Here is a 14,483-nt window from a genome sequence, read left to right on the forward strand (position 1 = left end):
GGCGCAGGATTGGGATTGGGAGAGAGCGGATGCAGTTCGATGTGATCACGCTGTTTCCCGACATGTTTCGCGCGCTGACCGACTGGGGTATCACCAGCCGGGCGGCCAAGCAGCAGCGCTATGGCTTGCGCACTTGGAATCCGCGTGATTTCACGGTCGACAACTACCGCACCATCGATGATCGTCCTTACGGCGGCGGTCCCGGCATGGTGATGCTGGCCAAGCCGCTGGATGATGCGATCGATGCCGCGGTGGCGGCGCAGGCGCAGGCCGGCGTGCCGAAGCCGCATGTGGTGCTGATGTCGCCGCAGGGCAAGACGCTGTCGCATGCCAGGGTGATGGAGCTGGCCGAACGGCCGGGCCTGGTCTTGCTGTGCGGCAGGTATGAGGCCATCGACCAGCGGCTGATCGACCGCCGCGTGGACGAGGAAATCAGCCTCGGCGACTTTGTGCTGTCGGGCGGCGAGCTGCCGGCGATGGCGCTGATCGACGCCGTGGTGCGGCACTTGCCCGGCGTGCTGGGCGATGCGCAGTCCGCCGTGCAGGACAGTTTCGTCAATGGCCTGCTGGATTGTCCGCACTACACGCGGCCGGAAGAATATGAAGGCGTGCGGGTTCCCGAGATCCTGCTCGGGGGCCATCACGCCGAGATCGAGAAATGGCGGCGCCAGCAGGCGCTGGCCAATACCGCGAGCAAGCGCCCCGACCTGATCGAGGCCGCTCGCGAACAAGGTTTGCTGACCCGCGCCGACGAGAAATTCTTGTCGGAATGGGCGGCGAAGGAAGGGCGGGGGGAGACCCCCGCCAGGTAAAACCCCATCCTCTGCCGGGGCCCGGGCAATGCCTGGGGCATACAACGCCGGCACGATGGTTACGGAGAAAAAACGATGAACATCATCGAGCAGATCGAGAAGGAAGAGATCGCGCGTCTGACCGCGAACAAGACCATCCCCGCATTCGCACCTGGCGACACCGTGATCGTCAACGTGAACGTGGTGGAAGGTACCCGCAAGCGCGTGCAGGCCTACGAAGGCGTCGTGATTGCCAAGCGCAACCGCGGCCTGAATTCGTCCTTCATCGTGCGCAAGATCTCGTCGGGTGAAGGCGTGGAACGTACGTTCCAGCTGTACTCGCCGCTGATTGCCGGCATCGAAGTGAAGCGTCGCGGCGACGTGCGTCGTGCGAAGCTGTACTACCTGCGCCAGCGTTCGGGCAAGTCCGCACGTATCAAGGAAAAGCTGGTGTCGAAGGCTGCTGTCGCTGCCAAGGCTGCGCAGTAAGCTGGGCATGCCGGCCGGGGCAGCCCGGCCAGCGTTTCCTCAGGAAGGGCACCCCAGGGTGCCCTTTTTGCATTGGCGCGGCGCAAACGTTGGAAGCGGCGGGCATTTTTGCTGCGGCGCGAGAATGCGCGCTTCTGTCATACTTGCGATCTTATGCGTCCTGCTTTCGATCCCGAATCCCTTCCCGTCATCGACACCGACCTGCGCAACAGCGCCCTGAGCGCGCCGCGGTTGCAGGTGGACTTTATCCGGCACCGCTTCCAGGTGCCGCCGGCCTGGGCGCCGGAGCTGACCGATGAATCGCGTGTCTATGACCGCAGCCGCGGGCTGCGCGACGCCGCCGTGCTGGTGCCGCTGGTGGAGCGCCATGACGGCCTGACGGTGCTGCTGACGCAGCGCAATGCCAACCTGAGCGCGCATGCCGGGCAGATCAGCTTCCCGGGCGGGAGGCAGGAGTCATGGGATGTCAACCGAATCGACACGGCGCTGCGCGAGACGGAAGAAGAGGTGGGCCTGGCGCGCGACTATGTGGAAGTGCTGGGTGCGCTGCCGGACTACATCACCGGCACCGGTTTCCACGTGAGCCCCGTGGTAGGGCTGGTGCGTGACGGTTTCACGCTGCGCCCCGATGCCTCGGAAGTCGCCGACGTCTTCGAAGTGCCGCTCGCGTTCCTGATGGACCCGTCCCACCATGAACGGCGCCTGTTCCGCTGGGTCGATGGCGAACGGGTGTTCTACGCCATGCCCTATCCGCGCGAGACAGGCGGCCACCGCTTTATCTGGGGCGCCACCGCGGGCATGCTGCGCAATCTTTACCACCTGCTGGCGGCCTGAGCTGCCGGGTTCTTAGGCTGCGGCCTGGTCCTTGCTGCCGATGCAGTGGGGGCAGCTCTTGCCGACCACGTAGTGCGGGCTTTGCTGCTCCTGCGGCGTGACCACCGCGCGGCAGGCAAAGCATTGCTTGGGGCCGGCAGGCTCCAGGTTGGGGTTCAGCGCGGTGCGGTAGTCAAAGACGAAGCAGTCGCCGCGATAGTGGCTGCCGCCGACCTCCTCGAAGTACTTCAGGATGCCGCCCTCGAGCTGGTACACGCGCTCGATGCCGGCTTCCTGCATATGGATCGCCGCCTTCTCGCAGCGGATGCCGCCGGTGCAGAACGACACCACGGTCTTGCCTTCCAGCTCACCCTTGTGGGCCGCCACTGCCTCGGGAAATTCGCTGAACTTGGCGATGTCGTATTCGACGGCGTCTTCGAACGTGCCAACCGCGACTTCGAAATCATTGCGCGTGTCCAGCATCACCACCGGACGGCCTTCGTCGTCGTGCCCCTGGTCCAGCCAGCGCTTCAGGTCGGCCGGCCGCACTGACGGCGCGCGGCCTTCCTCGGGGCGGATCAGCGGCATCTTCATGGTGATGATTTCCTTCTTGGCGCGCACCAGCATGCGCTTGAAGGGCTGGTTTTCCGACAGGCTTTCCTTGGGCACGATATCGGCAAAGCGCGCATCGGCATGCAGCCAGGCCATGAAGCCGTCGATGGCAGCGCGCGGGCCCGCCAGGAACATGTTGATGCCCTCGGGCGCGAGCAGGATCGTGCCTTTCAGGCCGGCCGCTTCGCAGCGCTCGCGCATGGCCGGGCGCAGGGTCTCGATGTCGTCCAGCGAGACGAATTTGTAAGCGGAAATATTGACGATCTGCATGAGAGACTGCGCCTGCACGGCCGCGTCCGGGAGGGGCGCCGACGGCTTGCGATAACTACCTGATTGGAAAGGCGAAATTATAACGCGTGCGGGCGCCGGCGCCGCGCATTCCCAAGCACGCCGATCAGCTATGCCGGGCCCTCGCGCGAGGCCGCCTGCACGCAATATCGGAGGCATGCCAGCGGACTGAGCCGGTACAATGTCGCCCATGTCCGCACCCCGCTTCGTACACCTCCGCCTGCATTCCGAATATTCCATCGTGGACGGCATCGTCCGCCTGGAAGACGCCGTCAAGGCCGCCGCCGCCGATGGCATGGGCGCGCTCGCCCTGACGGACCTTGCCAACGCCTTCGGGCTGATCCGTTACTACAAGGAGGCGCGCGGCGGCGGCGTGAAGCCCGTGGTCGGTGCCGACGTCTGGCTCACCAACGCCGAGGACCGCGACAAGCCGTCGCGCCTGCTGCTGCTGGTGCAGGACCGCCGCGGCTACCTGAACCTGTGCATGCTGCTGTCGCGCGCGTGGCTGGGCAACCAGCACCGCGGGCGCGCCGAGATCGATCCGGCCTGGTTCCTGGAACCCGGCGAGGACGACCTGCCGCTGGCCACCGGCCTGATCGCCCTGTCGGGCGCAATGGGTGGCGATATCGGCATGGCGCTGGCCAACGGCAATGCCGACGGTGCGCGCCGCGCGGCACAGCATTGGTCCACGGTATTCGCGCAGCGCTTCTACATCGAACTGCAGCGTGCCGGCAATGCCGGCACCGATGCCTACGTGCAGCAGGCCGTGCAGCTGGCGGCTGAACTGCAACTGCCGGTGGTGGCCACGCATCCGGTGCAGTTCATGACGCCGGACGACTACACCGCGCACGAGGCGCGCGTGTGCATCGCCGAGGGCGAGCTGCTGGCCAATCCGCGCCGCACCCGGCGCTTTACCACCGACCAGTACTTCAAGACCCAGGACGAGATGTGCGCGCTGTTCGCGGACATCCCCTCGGCACTGGAGAATGCGGTCGAGATCGCGCGCCGCTGCAACCTGACGCTGGAGCTGGGCAAGCCGCGCCTGCCGCTGTTCCCGACGCCCGACGGCATGTCGCTGGACGACTACCTGGTCTTCATGGCCAAGGACGGGCTGGAGAAGCGCCTGGCGGTGCTGTTCCCCGACGAGGCGGTGCGCGAATCGAAGCGCCCGGAATACTACGCACGGCTGGAGTTCGAGACCGGCACGATCATCAAGATGGGCTTCCCCGGCTACTTCCTGATCGTGGCGGACTTTATCAACTGGGCCAAGAACAACGGCGTGCCGGTGGGTCCGGGCCGCGGTTCGGGCGCCGGTTCGCTGGTCGCGTATGCGCTCGGCATTACCGACCTGGATCCGCTCAAGTACGCGCTGCTGTTCGAGCGATTCCTGAACCCAGAACGGGTGTCGATGCCTGACTTCGACATCGACTTCTGCCAGCACGGCCGCGATCGCGTGATCACCTACGTGAAGGAGAAGTACGGCAAGGACGCGGTATCGCAGATCGCCACCTTCGGCACCATGGCGGCCAAGGCCGCGGTGCGCGACGTGGGCCGCGTGCTCGACCTCGGCTACGGCTTTGTCGACGGCATCGCCAAGCTGATCCCGTTCAAGCCGGGCAAGCTGGTCACCATCGAGGAGGCCAAGAAGGAAGAGCCACTGCTGACCGAGCGCGAGAATAACGAGGAAGAAGTTCGCCAGTTGCTGGAACTGGCGCAGCGCGTGGAAGGCATGACGCGTAACGTCGGCATGCACGCCGGCGGAGTGCTGATCGCGCCCGGCAGGCTGACCGACTTCTGCCCGCTGTACACGCAGGGCGCGCAGAACGACGGCATGAGCGGCGTGGTCAGCCAGTACGACAAGGACGACGTCGAGGCCGCCGGCCTGGTGAAGTTCGACTTTCTGGGCCTGACCACGCTGACCATCCTGGACTGGGCCGAGCGCTACATCCGCCGCCTCGATCCGAGCAAGGCCGACTGGAACTGCAGCCATATCCCGCTCGACGACAGTCCCGCCTTCGATATCCTGAAGACTGCCAACACCGTCGCCGTGTTCCAGCTGGAAAGCCGCGGCATGCAGGGCATGCTCAAGGACGCCAAGCCTGACCGCTTTGAGGACATCATCGCGCTGGTGGCACTGTACCGCCCGGGCCCGATGGACCTGATCCCCAGCTTCTGCGCGCGCAAGCACGGCCGCGAGAAGGTGGAGTATCCCGATCCGCGCGTCGAACCCGTCCTGAAAGAGACCTACGGCATCATGGTCTACCAGGAGCAGGTGATGCAGATGGCGCAGATCATCGGCGGCTACTCGCTCGGCGGCGCCGACCTGCTGCGCCGCGCCATGGGCAAGAAGAAGCCCGAGGAAATGGCGCAGCACCGCGTGATGTTCCGCGAAGGTGCCGACAAGAATGGTCTCTCCGCGCAGCAGGCCGACGATATCTTCGACTTGATGGAGAAGTTCGCGGGCTACGGCTTCAACAAGTCGCACGCGGCCGCGTACGCACTGCTGGCGTACTACACCGCCTGGCTCAAGGCCCACCATCCGGCCGAATTCATGGCAGCCAACATGTCGCTGGCCATGGATGACACCGACAAGGTCAAGATCCTCTACGAGGACTGCAAGCTCAACAAGCTCGCGGTGCTGCCGCCCGACGTCAACGCCAGCGAATACCGCTTCGCGCCGACCGACTCCAAGACCATCCGCTATGGCCTGGGTGGCATCAAGGGCAGCGGCCAGGGCGCGATCGAAGACATCCTGCGCGCGCGCGAGGAACGGCCCTTCACCGATCTGTTCGACTTCTGCGAACGCGTCGACCGCCGCCAGGTCAACCGCCGCACTATTGAGGCATTGATCCGCGCCGGCGCTTTCGACAGCCTGAACGACAACCGCGCACAGCTGCTGGCATCGGTGCCGATCGCGATGGAGGCCGCCGAGCAGAAGGCGGAGTCCGCCAACCAGGTGTCGCTGTTCGACCTGATGGGCGATGCCGGCGAAGCGCACCGCCCAGAGTTGCTGGACGAGCCGCGCTGGAGCCCGAAGCGCGCGCTGCAGGAAGAGAAGCAGGCGCTTGGCTACTACTTCTCAGGCCATCTGTTCGATGCCTATCGCGACGAGGTGCGCCGCTTCAACAAGGGCACGCTGGCCGCGCTGGAAAAGGAAGTGCAGGGCAACGGCGGCGGCTTCGGCCGCGATGTGCGCGGCAAGGCCATCGCCGGCGTGATCTCCGGCGTCCGCACGCAGATGACCCAGCGCGGCAAGATGCTGATCGTGACGCTCGACGACGGCACCGGGCTGGTCGAGATGACGGTGTTCAACGAGCTGTTCGACGCCAACCGGCACATGTTCCGCGAGGACGAGCTGCTGATTGCCACGGGGAATGCGCGGCACGATACGTTTACCGGTGGGGTGAGGTTCACGGCGGAATCGGTGATGGACCTGGTGGCCGCGCGCCTCAAGTTCGCCAGCGCGGTGCGGCTGGCGATGAATGGCAATTCCTCGACCGGGATGCTGCGCGAACTGCTGATGCCGCACCTGGCCCGCGCCAGCGGCGGGCAGGGTTTGCCGGTGCGCATCCACTACCAGTCGGCGGCGGCTTCGTGCGAGGCCATGCTCGGAGCGGACTGGAAGGTGGTGCCCTCCGACGAGGCGCTGACCGCGTTGCGGCTGGCACTGTCGCCGGACAGCGTCAGCACCCTCTACGAATAAACCGACGGCAGCGGCGGTCTCAGGCCGCCTGCCGGGCGGCACGCGCGCTGGCCGCCAGCGTTAGCAGCGCGTCGACGTGGGCCTCGATGCCCGGATCGTAGTTGAGCATCGCCATCGGGTCCGCCAGCCGGCCCTGGCCGCTGCGTGCCGCGTCGACCGCGGCGCGAATCGCGCGGTCGAGCGTCTCGGCGCGATCGCGTGCGAAGGCATGCACGGCCTGCGGCCGGATCACCTCCAGGCAGGCAATATTGTCGGCAAAGACCAGCGGTGTGCCGCACAGCACCGATTCCACGCCGACCAGTCCGAACGGTTCATAGCCCGAAGCCAGGATGGTGAAGTCCGCGGCGCGGTAGAGCGCGTCGATGCGGCTGCTGTAGCCCAGTTCCCGTACCCGCGGGATGGTGCGCCCGACCGGACGGCCGGCCACGGCAAGCGTGATCGGCAGGTCCGATTCAGAGAAATAGTCGGCAAGCAGGTCGAAACCCTTGCGGGCATGGCCCGAAGACGGGAACAGGAACACGACCTCATCGTCACCGAAACCGAACTCACGGCGCAACGCGGCGCGCGCGTCGGCGTCGACCGGCGTGAAGCGCTGCGTGTCGACCGGCGGATAGATCAGTTCCACGCGGTCCGGCGGCATCCCGTACAGCTCGATCACCTCGCGGCGCATCAGCGCCGAATGCGCCACCACGCGATGCGCGCCAGCATACTGCGCACTCTCCAGGTCGATCTGCCACTGGTCGGAGCGGCGCGCTTCCGTGCCGCGCGCGCCGAGATAGCCGCGGTGGGTGCCGCCGCAAATGGCGATGTCCGAGCCGCGCACGCGGTTGCAGCCGATCAGCACTTCATCCGCTGGCAGGCGCGCTTGCAGGCGCCACGAGAAATAGCGGTCGCGCAGCTTGCCGGGCAGCCACGAGACCAGGATGCGATGCGGCGTGACGCCGGCCGCCTGCGCCACGCCGGTGTCGAAGCGGCGCGCGTAGACCGACACCTCGGTGCCGGCGCGGGCGGCCATCGCGCGGCTGATGTCGAGCGCGTAGCGTTCCAGGCCGCCGCCTGCGCCGAAGCGATTGCAGGAGATGCCAACTTTCATCGATGCATGGAATAAAGGGGAGGGGCGGCCGGCCGCTTCAACGGGTGACCTCGGGGGCGGCTGCCTTGAGATCGGTTTCGGCCTGCAACTGCGCCAGCTTGGCGTACTTGTAGTAGCTTGCCTGCGCATTCATCAGCGCCACGCCGAAGCCTGCGCTGCCGTCCAGGAAGCCTCGCTTGAGCAGGTAGGTCCGGATGAAGGCCCACAGGCCGTGGCCCGCGGCGGACGCCACCGAACTACGCTTGCCCCGCGCGTAGGCCTGCTGCGCGCCTGCGCTGGAGTAGCTGTCGATCTTGCGCAGCACGTCTGATAGTGTGCGGTAGCTGTAATGGATCAGCGGCTCGCGCAGATGAGTGACCGGGTCGTCCACCTTCAGGTGTTCGTGGACCAGGTCATCCGTGAAGCGGCCGCGGCCCTTGCGGAAGACGCGGGTCACATAGTCCGGATACCAGCCTGCGTGGCGCACGAAGGTGCCGCAGAACGCTGAAAGGCGCGGCAGCGCAAGCGCGTGGGCGTCGGCCCGCTTCAGATGGCCCCGGATCTCGTCGCGCAGGGCGGGGGTGACACGTTCATCAGCATCGAGGCTCAGGATCCAGTCGCCCGTGGCGGCGTCAACCGCACGGTTCTTCTGCGGTCCGAAGCCAGGCCAGTCGTCGGTCTGGATGACAGTGGCGCCGGCAGCACGCGCAATCGCCACCGTGTCATCCGTGCTGGCCCAATCCACTATAATCGCCTCTTCGCACCAGGACACGCTTTCGAGGCATGGCCCGATATTGTGAGCTTCATTCCTGGTAATGATGACGGCCGAGACTCTCATGGAACATAGGGGAGGCACGCAGGTCGGACAAGACCGACGGGCCGCCGGAGTCGCCCACGGCGCCACGCGCTGGATCGAGACCGCGTATTCTACCGCACTGGCGCATGGCGCCCTTCGCGCACCCTGATGCGATCGAGTCGGCTCGCGGGCCGTTTCCTGATTCTCAAATTGATGATACGAGCACAATTGTCCCGTTCTGCCGGGATGGAAGAAGTCTTCTTTCTGCCTGCGCGTGCAGCATTGGCCTCTCTCTTGCCGGCTGCAATCCGGGCAAGACCGGACGCGCAGGCGCTAGCCGTATGATCGGCGCCTACGTCATCAATCTCGACACCGCGCGGGAGCGCCGGGAGCGCATCTCCGGCCAGCTGGCGGGCCTTGGTATCCCGTTCCAGGTGTTCCGGGCCGTGGATGGCCGCGTGCTGGCGGAGGAGGAAGTGGCCAGCAAGTACGATGCCGCCGCCGCCGCCGCGCGTTACCGCCCCATGAGCCGGGGCGAGGTGGGGTGCGGATTGAGCCACCTTGGCGTGTACCGCAAGATGCTGGACGACGGCGCCGCCTTCGCGCTGGTGCTGGAGGACGATGCATCGCTCGGCCCCGACCTCGCAAGCGTGCTGGCCGACCTCGAGTCACGCCTGGATCCGGACCGGGCCGAGGTGGTGCTGCTGTCCCATGTCGACAAGTACACCCGCTGGGGTGCGCGCAGGCTTGGCGGCGAGCGACGCCTGGTCAGGCGCTACGGCGAATGGTGGCTCGCGCACGGCTACGTGGTGACGCGCGCCGCAGCGCAGCGGCTGCTGGCCGGCCTGCAGCCGCTGTGGTGCGCGGCCGACTATTGGTCGGCCTTTGAAAAACAGGGTCTGGTGTCGGTCAGTGCGGTGGTGCCATATTGCATTGGCCTGACCGAGCTGGCCGAGACCTCGTCGCTCGAAACGCATCGCGCCGACCTGGACGCCACCGACAAGGCTCAGCGCAGCATCGGCTATTATCTGCGCCGCTACGTCTATCAGCGCTTCCTGTTCCAGCTCATCGTCAGGCCCTTCCTTCGGGTAGCCCGGCAGAAGCGGCCGGGCTAGCGCCGGGCCGGCACGTCGCCTCCACACACAAGAAATATCAGTGACCACATCCAAACCGCCCATTTCGCCAGGTGCCGCCGTGCCGTCCAGCATGGCCAGCCGGCTCTGGTCTTACCTGCGCCCCGAGTTACGTATCTTCATCGGCGCTATCCTCGCCATGGCCGTGGTCGCGGGCAGCGAAGGGGTGATCCCCAAGGTCGTCAATGACCTGCTCGACAAGGGCTTCGGCGGCGACTACGCCGGCACGCTGTGGCATGTCCCCGCGATCCTGACCGGCGTGGCCCTGATCCGCGGCGTGGCGCAGTTTGCCTCGGGCTACCTGTTGAACCTGATCTCGAACCGCGTGCTGCTGAAGATGCGCCTGCAGATGTTCGAGCGCCTGCTGCAGGCGCCGGCGTCGTTCTTCCACCGCAACACGGCGGCTTCGCTGATCAATGCCGTGATCTTCGAGGTCAACCAGGTGCTGCAGATCCTGACTAGCGTCTTTATCACGCTGGTGCGGGACTCGCTGACGGTTGTCGCGCTGCTGATCTATCTCTTCTATACCAACTGGCGCCTGACGCTGATCGTGGCGGTGATCCTGCCGGTGATCGGCTACCTGATGTCGAAGATCAACCGCCGGCTGCGCAAGCTCAACCGCGATCACCAGGCCTTTACCAACAACGCTGCCTATGTCGTGGAAGAGGCCGTGGGCGGCTACAAGGTGGTCAAGCTGCATGGCGGCGAAGCCTACGAGATGGGCCGCTTCCGCACCGTGGCCGAGCGGCTCAAGAACTACTCGATGCGCATGGCGGTTGCCGGCGGGTTGAACCAGCCGGTCACGGCCTTCCTGGCTGCGCTGGCGCTGTCGGTGATCATCACCATTGCGATGGTGCAGGCGCAGGCCAACCAGACCACGGTGGGCGGTTTTACCGGCTTTGTGATGGCGATGCTGCTGCTGATCTCGCCGCTCAAGCACCTGACCGACATCAACCAGCCGCTGACGCGCGGCATCACCGCAGCCGAGATGATTTTCCGGCTGATCGATGAACCGATCGAGCCGCAGGACGGTGGCAAGATGCTGGGTCGTGCCCGTGGCGAGCTGGCCTTCGAGCAAGTCGGCTTCCGCTACGGTGAAGCGTCCCGCGCAGCGCTGGAGGGCATTGACCTGCGCGTCAGTCCGGGCGAGGTGGTGGCGCTGGTGGGCCCGTCGGGCAGCGGCAAGACCACGCTGGTCAACCTGGTGCCGCGCTTCTTCGACCCCACTGCCGGGCGCATCTTGCTGGATGGCGCGCCGCTGACTGAGTTGTCGCTGAAGGACCTGCGCAACCAGATTGCCTTCGTCAGCCAGGACGTGGTGCTGTTCAACGACACCGTCGCCGCCAATGTGGCATATGGCGCGCAATCCGATAGCGAGATCGACATGGCCCGCGTTGAGCGCGCGCTGGCGGCCGCCTACCTGACGGAAACGGTCAAGGGGCTGCCGGAGGGCCGGAACACCAATATCGGCGACAACGGCATGAAGCTGTCCGGTGGCCAGCGCCAGCGGCTGGCGATTGCCCGGGCGCTGTACAAGGACGCACCGATCCTGATCCTGGACGAGGCCACTTCGGCACTGGATTCGGAGTCGGAGCGCCAGGTGCAGGCGGCGCTGGAGGAACTGATGAGGGGCCGGACCACGCTGGTGATTGCGCACCGGTTGTCCACCATCGAGAACGCCGACCGCATCGCCGTGCTGGACCACGGCCGCGTGGCGGAGCAGGGCACGCACGCGCAGCTGCTGGCGGCCAACGGCCTGTACGCCGGGCTGCACCGGATCCAGTTCGCGACGCAGCAACGGTAACGGACGTACCAACGACAAAGGCCGGCGCTTGCGCCGGCCTTTGTCGTTTCCTGCGTGCTCAGTTTGGCGAGGTGACGGGCGGCTGCACGCCCAGCACTTCATCGATGGCAGCCAGCACCTGATCGCGCCGCGGCACCACGCCGCCGCCGCCCAGCGAGACCGCGCGGCCCGGCGCATCGACGCCGTACAGGTGGCGCGACGTGGTCGTGAACAGGATCACGGTCGGGCGGCGCAGCGCATCGGCGATATGCACGAAGCCGGTGTCCATGCCAACCACCAGCGATGCCTTGCCTACCATCTGCGCCACGCCGGTGATGCTCAGGCGCGGCATCACTTCGGCGTTGGGCACGCTGGCGGCGATGGTCTCGGCTTCCTTGCGCTCCGCGTCGTTGCCCCAGGGCACCAGCACGCGCAGCCCGCGCGCCGAGATCGCGCTGCCCACGCTGATCCAGTCGGCGACCGGCCACTTCTTTTCTTCGCTAGAGGTGGCATGGAACAGCATCGCGTACGGACCCTTGGCGGCCGGCGCCGGCGTGTCTGCGGGCATCTCCAGGCCGTAGTCCATGTCCCGGGTCAGCTCATAGCTCAGGGCGCGGCTGACGGCGCGGCGCATCCGCTGCCGCGCGCAATCTTCTTCGACAAATGGCTGGAACACATGGTTGTAGGCGAAGCGAGCGCCGCTCTCGCCCAACTCTGCCACGGGGTAGCCATAGCGATTGCGCGTGCGTGCCAGGAAGGTCACGATGGCGCTCTTGTAGACGCCGTGGACGTCCAGCACCGCATCGTACTTCTCGCGGCGCAGTTCACGCAGCGCACTGAAGATCGCACGCAAGCCAGCCCAATTGCGCGACTTCTTGAAGCCGCGCAGCGGCGCGGAAATCACACGCTCGATATTCGGATTCCAGCGCGGCACGTCGGCGCAATATGAGTCGGCGATCCAGTCGATCTTGACGCCGGGAAAGGCCCGCTGCAGGTCCGCGACGAGCGGCTGGGTGAACACCATGTCGCCGAGGGAGGTCAGCTTGACGATGAGAATACGTTTCATCAGGAACAGTAGGGCGGGCAGTGTGCCCCGCCTGGTTCGGAAGGTGCGTAGTATGCCTTATCCAGGAGACAAGTGTCCGTGCGATGCATGGGCGACATGGCGCCCGCTACACCCATGCCGATCCGTTAGTATCTGCATCAGAAGCTCACGATCGATGACGCATATCCAACAGGAGACCACCATGTCCGACACGTCATTCCCCATCAGCCGCTACCCCATCCCCGCGCTGACCAACCTTCCCGACGACATCCGCGCCCGCATCCTGGAAGTCCAGGAAAAAGCCGGCTTCGTCCCCAACGTCTTCCTGGCGCTGGCGCACCGTCCCGACGAGTTCCGCGCGTTCTTCGCCTACCACGACGCGCTGATGCTCAAGGAGGGCGGCCTGACCAAGGGCGAGCGCGAGATGATCGTGGTGGCGACCTCCGGTGCCAACCAGTGCCTGTACTGCGTGGTGGCGCATGGGGCAATCCTGCGCATCTATGAGAAGAAGCCGCTGGTGGCGGACCAGGTGGCGGTGAACTACCTGAAGGCGGATATTCCGCCGCGCCAGCGCGCGATGCTCGACTTTGCGATGAAGGTGTGCAAGGCGTCGCATGAAGTGGGCGATGCCGACTTTGCTGCGCTGCGCGAGCACGGTTTTTCCGAGGAGGATGCCTGGGATATTGCCGCCATCACGGCGTTCTTCGGCCTGTCGAACCGGATGGCGAACACGATCAGCATGCGCCCGAACGACGAGTTCTACCTGATGGGCCGGGTGCCGAAAGCGAAGTAACGCCGCAGGGGCTCAGCGCACCTCGGCGCAGGCACCGCTCTTGGGATCGAACAGCACCGGCCACGCCTGCTCGTAGATGCCGGGCGTGCAGTGCTTCTCGCAGCGGTTATGGGCCAGCGTCACGCGGCGCGGGTCCTGCCACACCAGCAGCTTGCACTGGCTGCCGTCGATGGCCTGCAGTTCGATGTGCGGGCTCTCGCGGACCTGGCGGAACTCGGCCAGGTTGAATTCGCAACTGCCGCGCCGCGATACCCACAACTTCCATTTCAGTGCGCGCACCTCGTTGGCCCTGACGTCCATCAGCGCGTCTTCGCGGAAGCCATCTTCCTCGGTGCGCTTGCAGGCGGCGGCAATGTTGATGGTCTTGTTCGCGATAGGGGTGGCGCGCTCCTTGGGCGCAGCGGCGACCGCTTCGCCCTTCGCCTCGGGCGGCGGTAGGGGCGCGCGCTTGGTGATCGGCAATGGCGCGCACGCCACCGACAACAGAAGGGCCAGCAGACAGGCCCCATGGTTCGTGGCGTTCATGCCGGACTCCTCGCTTGCTTGCCGGCCGGGCCGCGCCTTGCATCGGGGCGGCAGGCCGGGCGCGGCATCCGTGCGGATGCCGCTGACTACCCTAGCTTAGTTATAGCGGATGGCAAACGGAATTGGAGTAGGACCATCCCCGAGCCCGTGAGGAGGCGGACGCAAGCGGACAGACGAATGCGCTGCAACGCGGTTACGTTCGTAAACAGCTTGATACACAGATGCGGGATGCGGCGTGCTAGCCTTCCTCAACCATCGCTCGCCGCCCCCAGAATGAAGCCCCGCGCCCTTGTTGCCCTCGTTGTATTGCCCGTGCTCCTTGGCACCATCTCCGCCGCCGCGCATGCCGACGACGACTGGGACGACGATCACCACTACGCGCGCCGCTACAAGGGCGGCGACTACAAGGAAGAGTTCTGGGTCGGCAACTGCAAGATCAAGCGCAAGTGGAAAGACAACGGCGAGTACAAGGAAGAGCGCAAGTGCAAGGACCGGCCGGTCGTGTACCAGCCGCCGCCGGCTGTGTACTACCAGCCCGAACCCGCCTTCGTGGTGAGTCCGCAAGTCGTGATCCGGCCCTAGGCCAGAATGCAGAAAGGCCCGCCAGTGAGCGGGCCTTTCCATGCCTGCGCCGGCATCT

The 14,483-nt window shown here is 65.8% G+C and carries 13 protein-coding genes; 8 read left to right on the forward strand and 5 right to left on the reverse strand.

The window, feature by feature from the left end:
- The first annotated feature begins 29 nt into the window (after positions 1–29).
- The 3 genes from trmD to CNE_RS04110 all read left to right on the forward strand — a co-directional run bounded on the left by trmD (position 30) and on the right by CNE_RS04110 (position 2,114).
- Positions 30–812, forward strand: coding sequence for a tRNA (guanosine(37)-N1)-methyltransferase TrmD (gene trmD, locus CNE_RS04100; protein WP_013955881.1), 783 nt, complete (start codon positions 30–32; stop codon positions 810–812).
- A 75-nt stretch (positions 813–887) separates the two neighbouring features.
- On the forward strand, positions 888–1,280 hold the full coding sequence (gene rplS / locus CNE_RS04105; protein WP_013955882.1) for a 50S ribosomal protein L19: 393 nt from the start codon (positions 888–890) through the stop codon (positions 1,278–1,280).
- Between the two features lie 153 nt (positions 1,281–1,433).
- Positions 1,434–2,114, forward strand: a complete 681-nt coding sequence (locus tag CNE_RS04110; RefSeq protein ID WP_013955883.1) for a CoA pyrophosphatase — start codon at positions 1,434–1,436, stop codon at positions 2,112–2,114.
- A gap of 12 nt (positions 2,115–2,126) precedes the next feature.
- Here the strand turns inward: CNE_RS04110 and CNE_RS04115 are convergent, their stop codons facing one another.
- Positions 2,127–2,975 carry a sulfurtransferase gene (locus CNE_RS04115; protein ID WP_013955884.1) on the reverse strand — a complete coding sequence of 283 codons (849 nt, stop codon included), beginning with the start codon at positions 2,973–2,975 and terminating at the stop codon, positions 2,127–2,129.
- Positions 2,976–3,183: 208 nt separating this feature from the next.
- On the opposite strand from CNE_RS04115, the gene dnaE reads away from it, so the two are divergent.
- Positions 3,184–6,696 (forward strand): DNA polymerase III subunit alpha, encoded by a 3,513-nt coding sequence (gene dnaE / locus CNE_RS04120; RefSeq protein WP_041228316.1) that lies wholly within the window; start codon positions 3,184–3,186, stop codon positions 6,694–6,696.
- Between the two features lie 19 nt (positions 6,697–6,715).
- Here the strand turns inward: dnaE and CNE_RS04125 are convergent, their stop codons facing one another.
- On the reverse strand, positions 6,716–7,789 hold the full coding sequence (locus tag CNE_RS04125; RefSeq protein WP_013955886.1) for a glycosyltransferase family 4 protein: 1,074 nt from the start codon (positions 7,787–7,789) through the stop codon (positions 6,716–6,718).
- A 37-nt stretch (positions 7,790–7,826) separates the two neighbouring features.
- Positions 7,827–8,606 carry a glycosyltransferase family 2 protein gene (locus CNE_RS04130; RefSeq protein ID WP_013955887.1) on the reverse strand — a complete coding sequence of 260 codons (780 nt, stop codon included), beginning with the start codon at positions 8,604–8,606 and terminating at the stop codon, positions 7,827–7,829.
- 299 nt (positions 8,607–8,905) lie between these two features.
- Between CNE_RS04130 and CNE_RS04135 the strand changes: the two genes are divergently transcribed.
- Both CNE_RS04135 and msbA read left to right on the forward strand, forming a co-directional pair.
- Positions 8,906–9,679 (forward strand): glycosyltransferase family 25 protein, encoded by a 774-nt coding sequence (locus CNE_RS04135; RefSeq protein ID WP_013955888.1) that lies wholly within the window; start codon positions 8,906–8,908, stop codon positions 9,677–9,679.
- Between the two features lie 91 nt (positions 9,680–9,770).
- Entirely contained in the window at positions 9,771–11,501 is a 1,731-nt protein-coding gene (msbA, locus tag CNE_RS04140; RefSeq protein ID WP_193351059.1) for a lipid A export permease/ATP-binding protein MsbA, read from the forward strand.
- 58 nt (positions 11,502–11,559) lie between these two features.
- On the opposite strand, the gene waaC is transcribed toward msbA, so the two are convergent.
- A complete protein-coding gene (waaC, locus tag CNE_RS04145; protein WP_013955890.1) occupies positions 11,560–12,546 on the reverse strand; it encodes a lipopolysaccharide heptosyltransferase I in 987 nt (328 codons plus the stop codon).
- 181 nt (positions 12,547–12,727) lie between these two features.
- Between waaC and CNE_RS04150 the strand changes: the two genes are divergently transcribed.
- On the forward strand, positions 12,728–13,318 hold the full coding sequence (locus CNE_RS04150; RefSeq protein ID WP_013955891.1) for a peroxidase-related enzyme: 591 nt from the start codon (positions 12,728–12,730) through the stop codon (positions 13,316–13,318).
- Between the two features lie 12 nt (positions 13,319–13,330).
- Here CNE_RS04150 and CNE_RS04155 read toward each other — a convergent pair whose 3' ends face one another.
- Positions 13,331–13,843 carry a hypothetical protein gene (locus CNE_RS04155; protein ID WP_013955892.1) on the reverse strand — a complete coding sequence of 171 codons (513 nt, stop codon included), beginning with the start codon at positions 13,841–13,843 and terminating at the stop codon, positions 13,331–13,333.
- Positions 13,844–14,116: 273 nt separating this feature from the next.
- Here CNE_RS04155 and CNE_RS04160 point away from each other — a divergent pair, with 273 nt between their 5' ends.
- Positions 14,117–14,425 (forward strand): hypothetical protein, encoded by a 309-nt coding sequence (locus tag CNE_RS04160; protein WP_013955893.1) that lies wholly within the window; start codon positions 14,117–14,119, stop codon positions 14,423–14,425.
- The last annotated feature ends 58 nt before the right edge of the window (positions 14,426–14,483 follow it).

Source organism: Cupriavidus necator N-1 (assembly GCF_000219215.1).
In the GTDB taxonomy this organism is placed as follows: Bacteria; Pseudomonadota; Gammaproteobacteria; order Burkholderiales; family Burkholderiaceae; genus Cupriavidus; species Cupriavidus necator.

Excerpts from the sequence above, each read along its gene's own strand:
- trmD (WP_013955881.1), top strand. The coding sequence starts at position 30 with ATGCAGTTCGATGTGATCACGCTGTTTCCCGACATGTTTCGCGCGCTG.
- rplS (WP_013955882.1), top strand. The coding sequence starts at position 888 with ATGAACATCATCGAGCAGATCGAGAAGGAAGAGATCGCGCGTCTGACC.
- CNE_RS04110 (WP_013955883.1), top strand. The coding sequence starts at position 1,434 with ATGCGTCCTGCTTTCGATCCCGAATCCCTTCCCGTCATCGACACCGAC.
- CNE_RS04115 (WP_013955884.1), bottom strand. The coding sequence starts at position 2,975 with ATGCAGATCGTCAATATTTCCGCTTACAAATTCGTCTCGCTGGACGAC.
- dnaE (WP_041228316.1), top strand. The coding sequence starts at position 3,184 with ATGTCCGCACCCCGCTTCGTACACCTCCGCCTGCATTCCGAATATTCC.
- CNE_RS04125 (WP_013955886.1), bottom strand. The coding sequence starts at position 7,789 with ATGAAAGTTGGCATCTCCTGCAATCGCTTCGGCGCAGGCGGCGGCCTG.
- CNE_RS04130 (WP_013955887.1), bottom strand. The coding sequence starts at position 8,606 with ATGAGAGTCTCGGCCGTCATCATTACCAGGAATGAAGCTCACAATATC.
- CNE_RS04135 (WP_013955888.1), top strand. The coding sequence starts at position 8,906 with ATGATCGGCGCCTACGTCATCAATCTCGACACCGCGCGGGAGCGCCGG.
- msbA (WP_193351059.1), top strand. The coding sequence starts at position 9,771 with ATGGCCAGCCGGCTCTGGTCTTACCTGCGCCCCGAGTTACGTATCTTC.
- waaC (WP_013955890.1), bottom strand. The coding sequence starts at position 12,546 with ATGAAACGTATTCTCATCGTCAAGCTGACCTCCCTCGGCGACATGGTG.
- CNE_RS04150 (WP_013955891.1), top strand. The coding sequence starts at position 12,728 with ATGTCCGACACGTCATTCCCCATCAGCCGCTACCCCATCCCCGCGCTG.
- CNE_RS04155 (WP_013955892.1), bottom strand. The coding sequence starts at position 13,843 with ATGAACGCCACGAACCATGGGGCCTGTCTGCTGGCCCTTCTGTTGTCG.
- CNE_RS04160 (WP_013955893.1), top strand. The coding sequence starts at position 14,117 with ATGAAGCCCCGCGCCCTTGTTGCCCTCGTTGTATTGCCCGTGCTCCTT.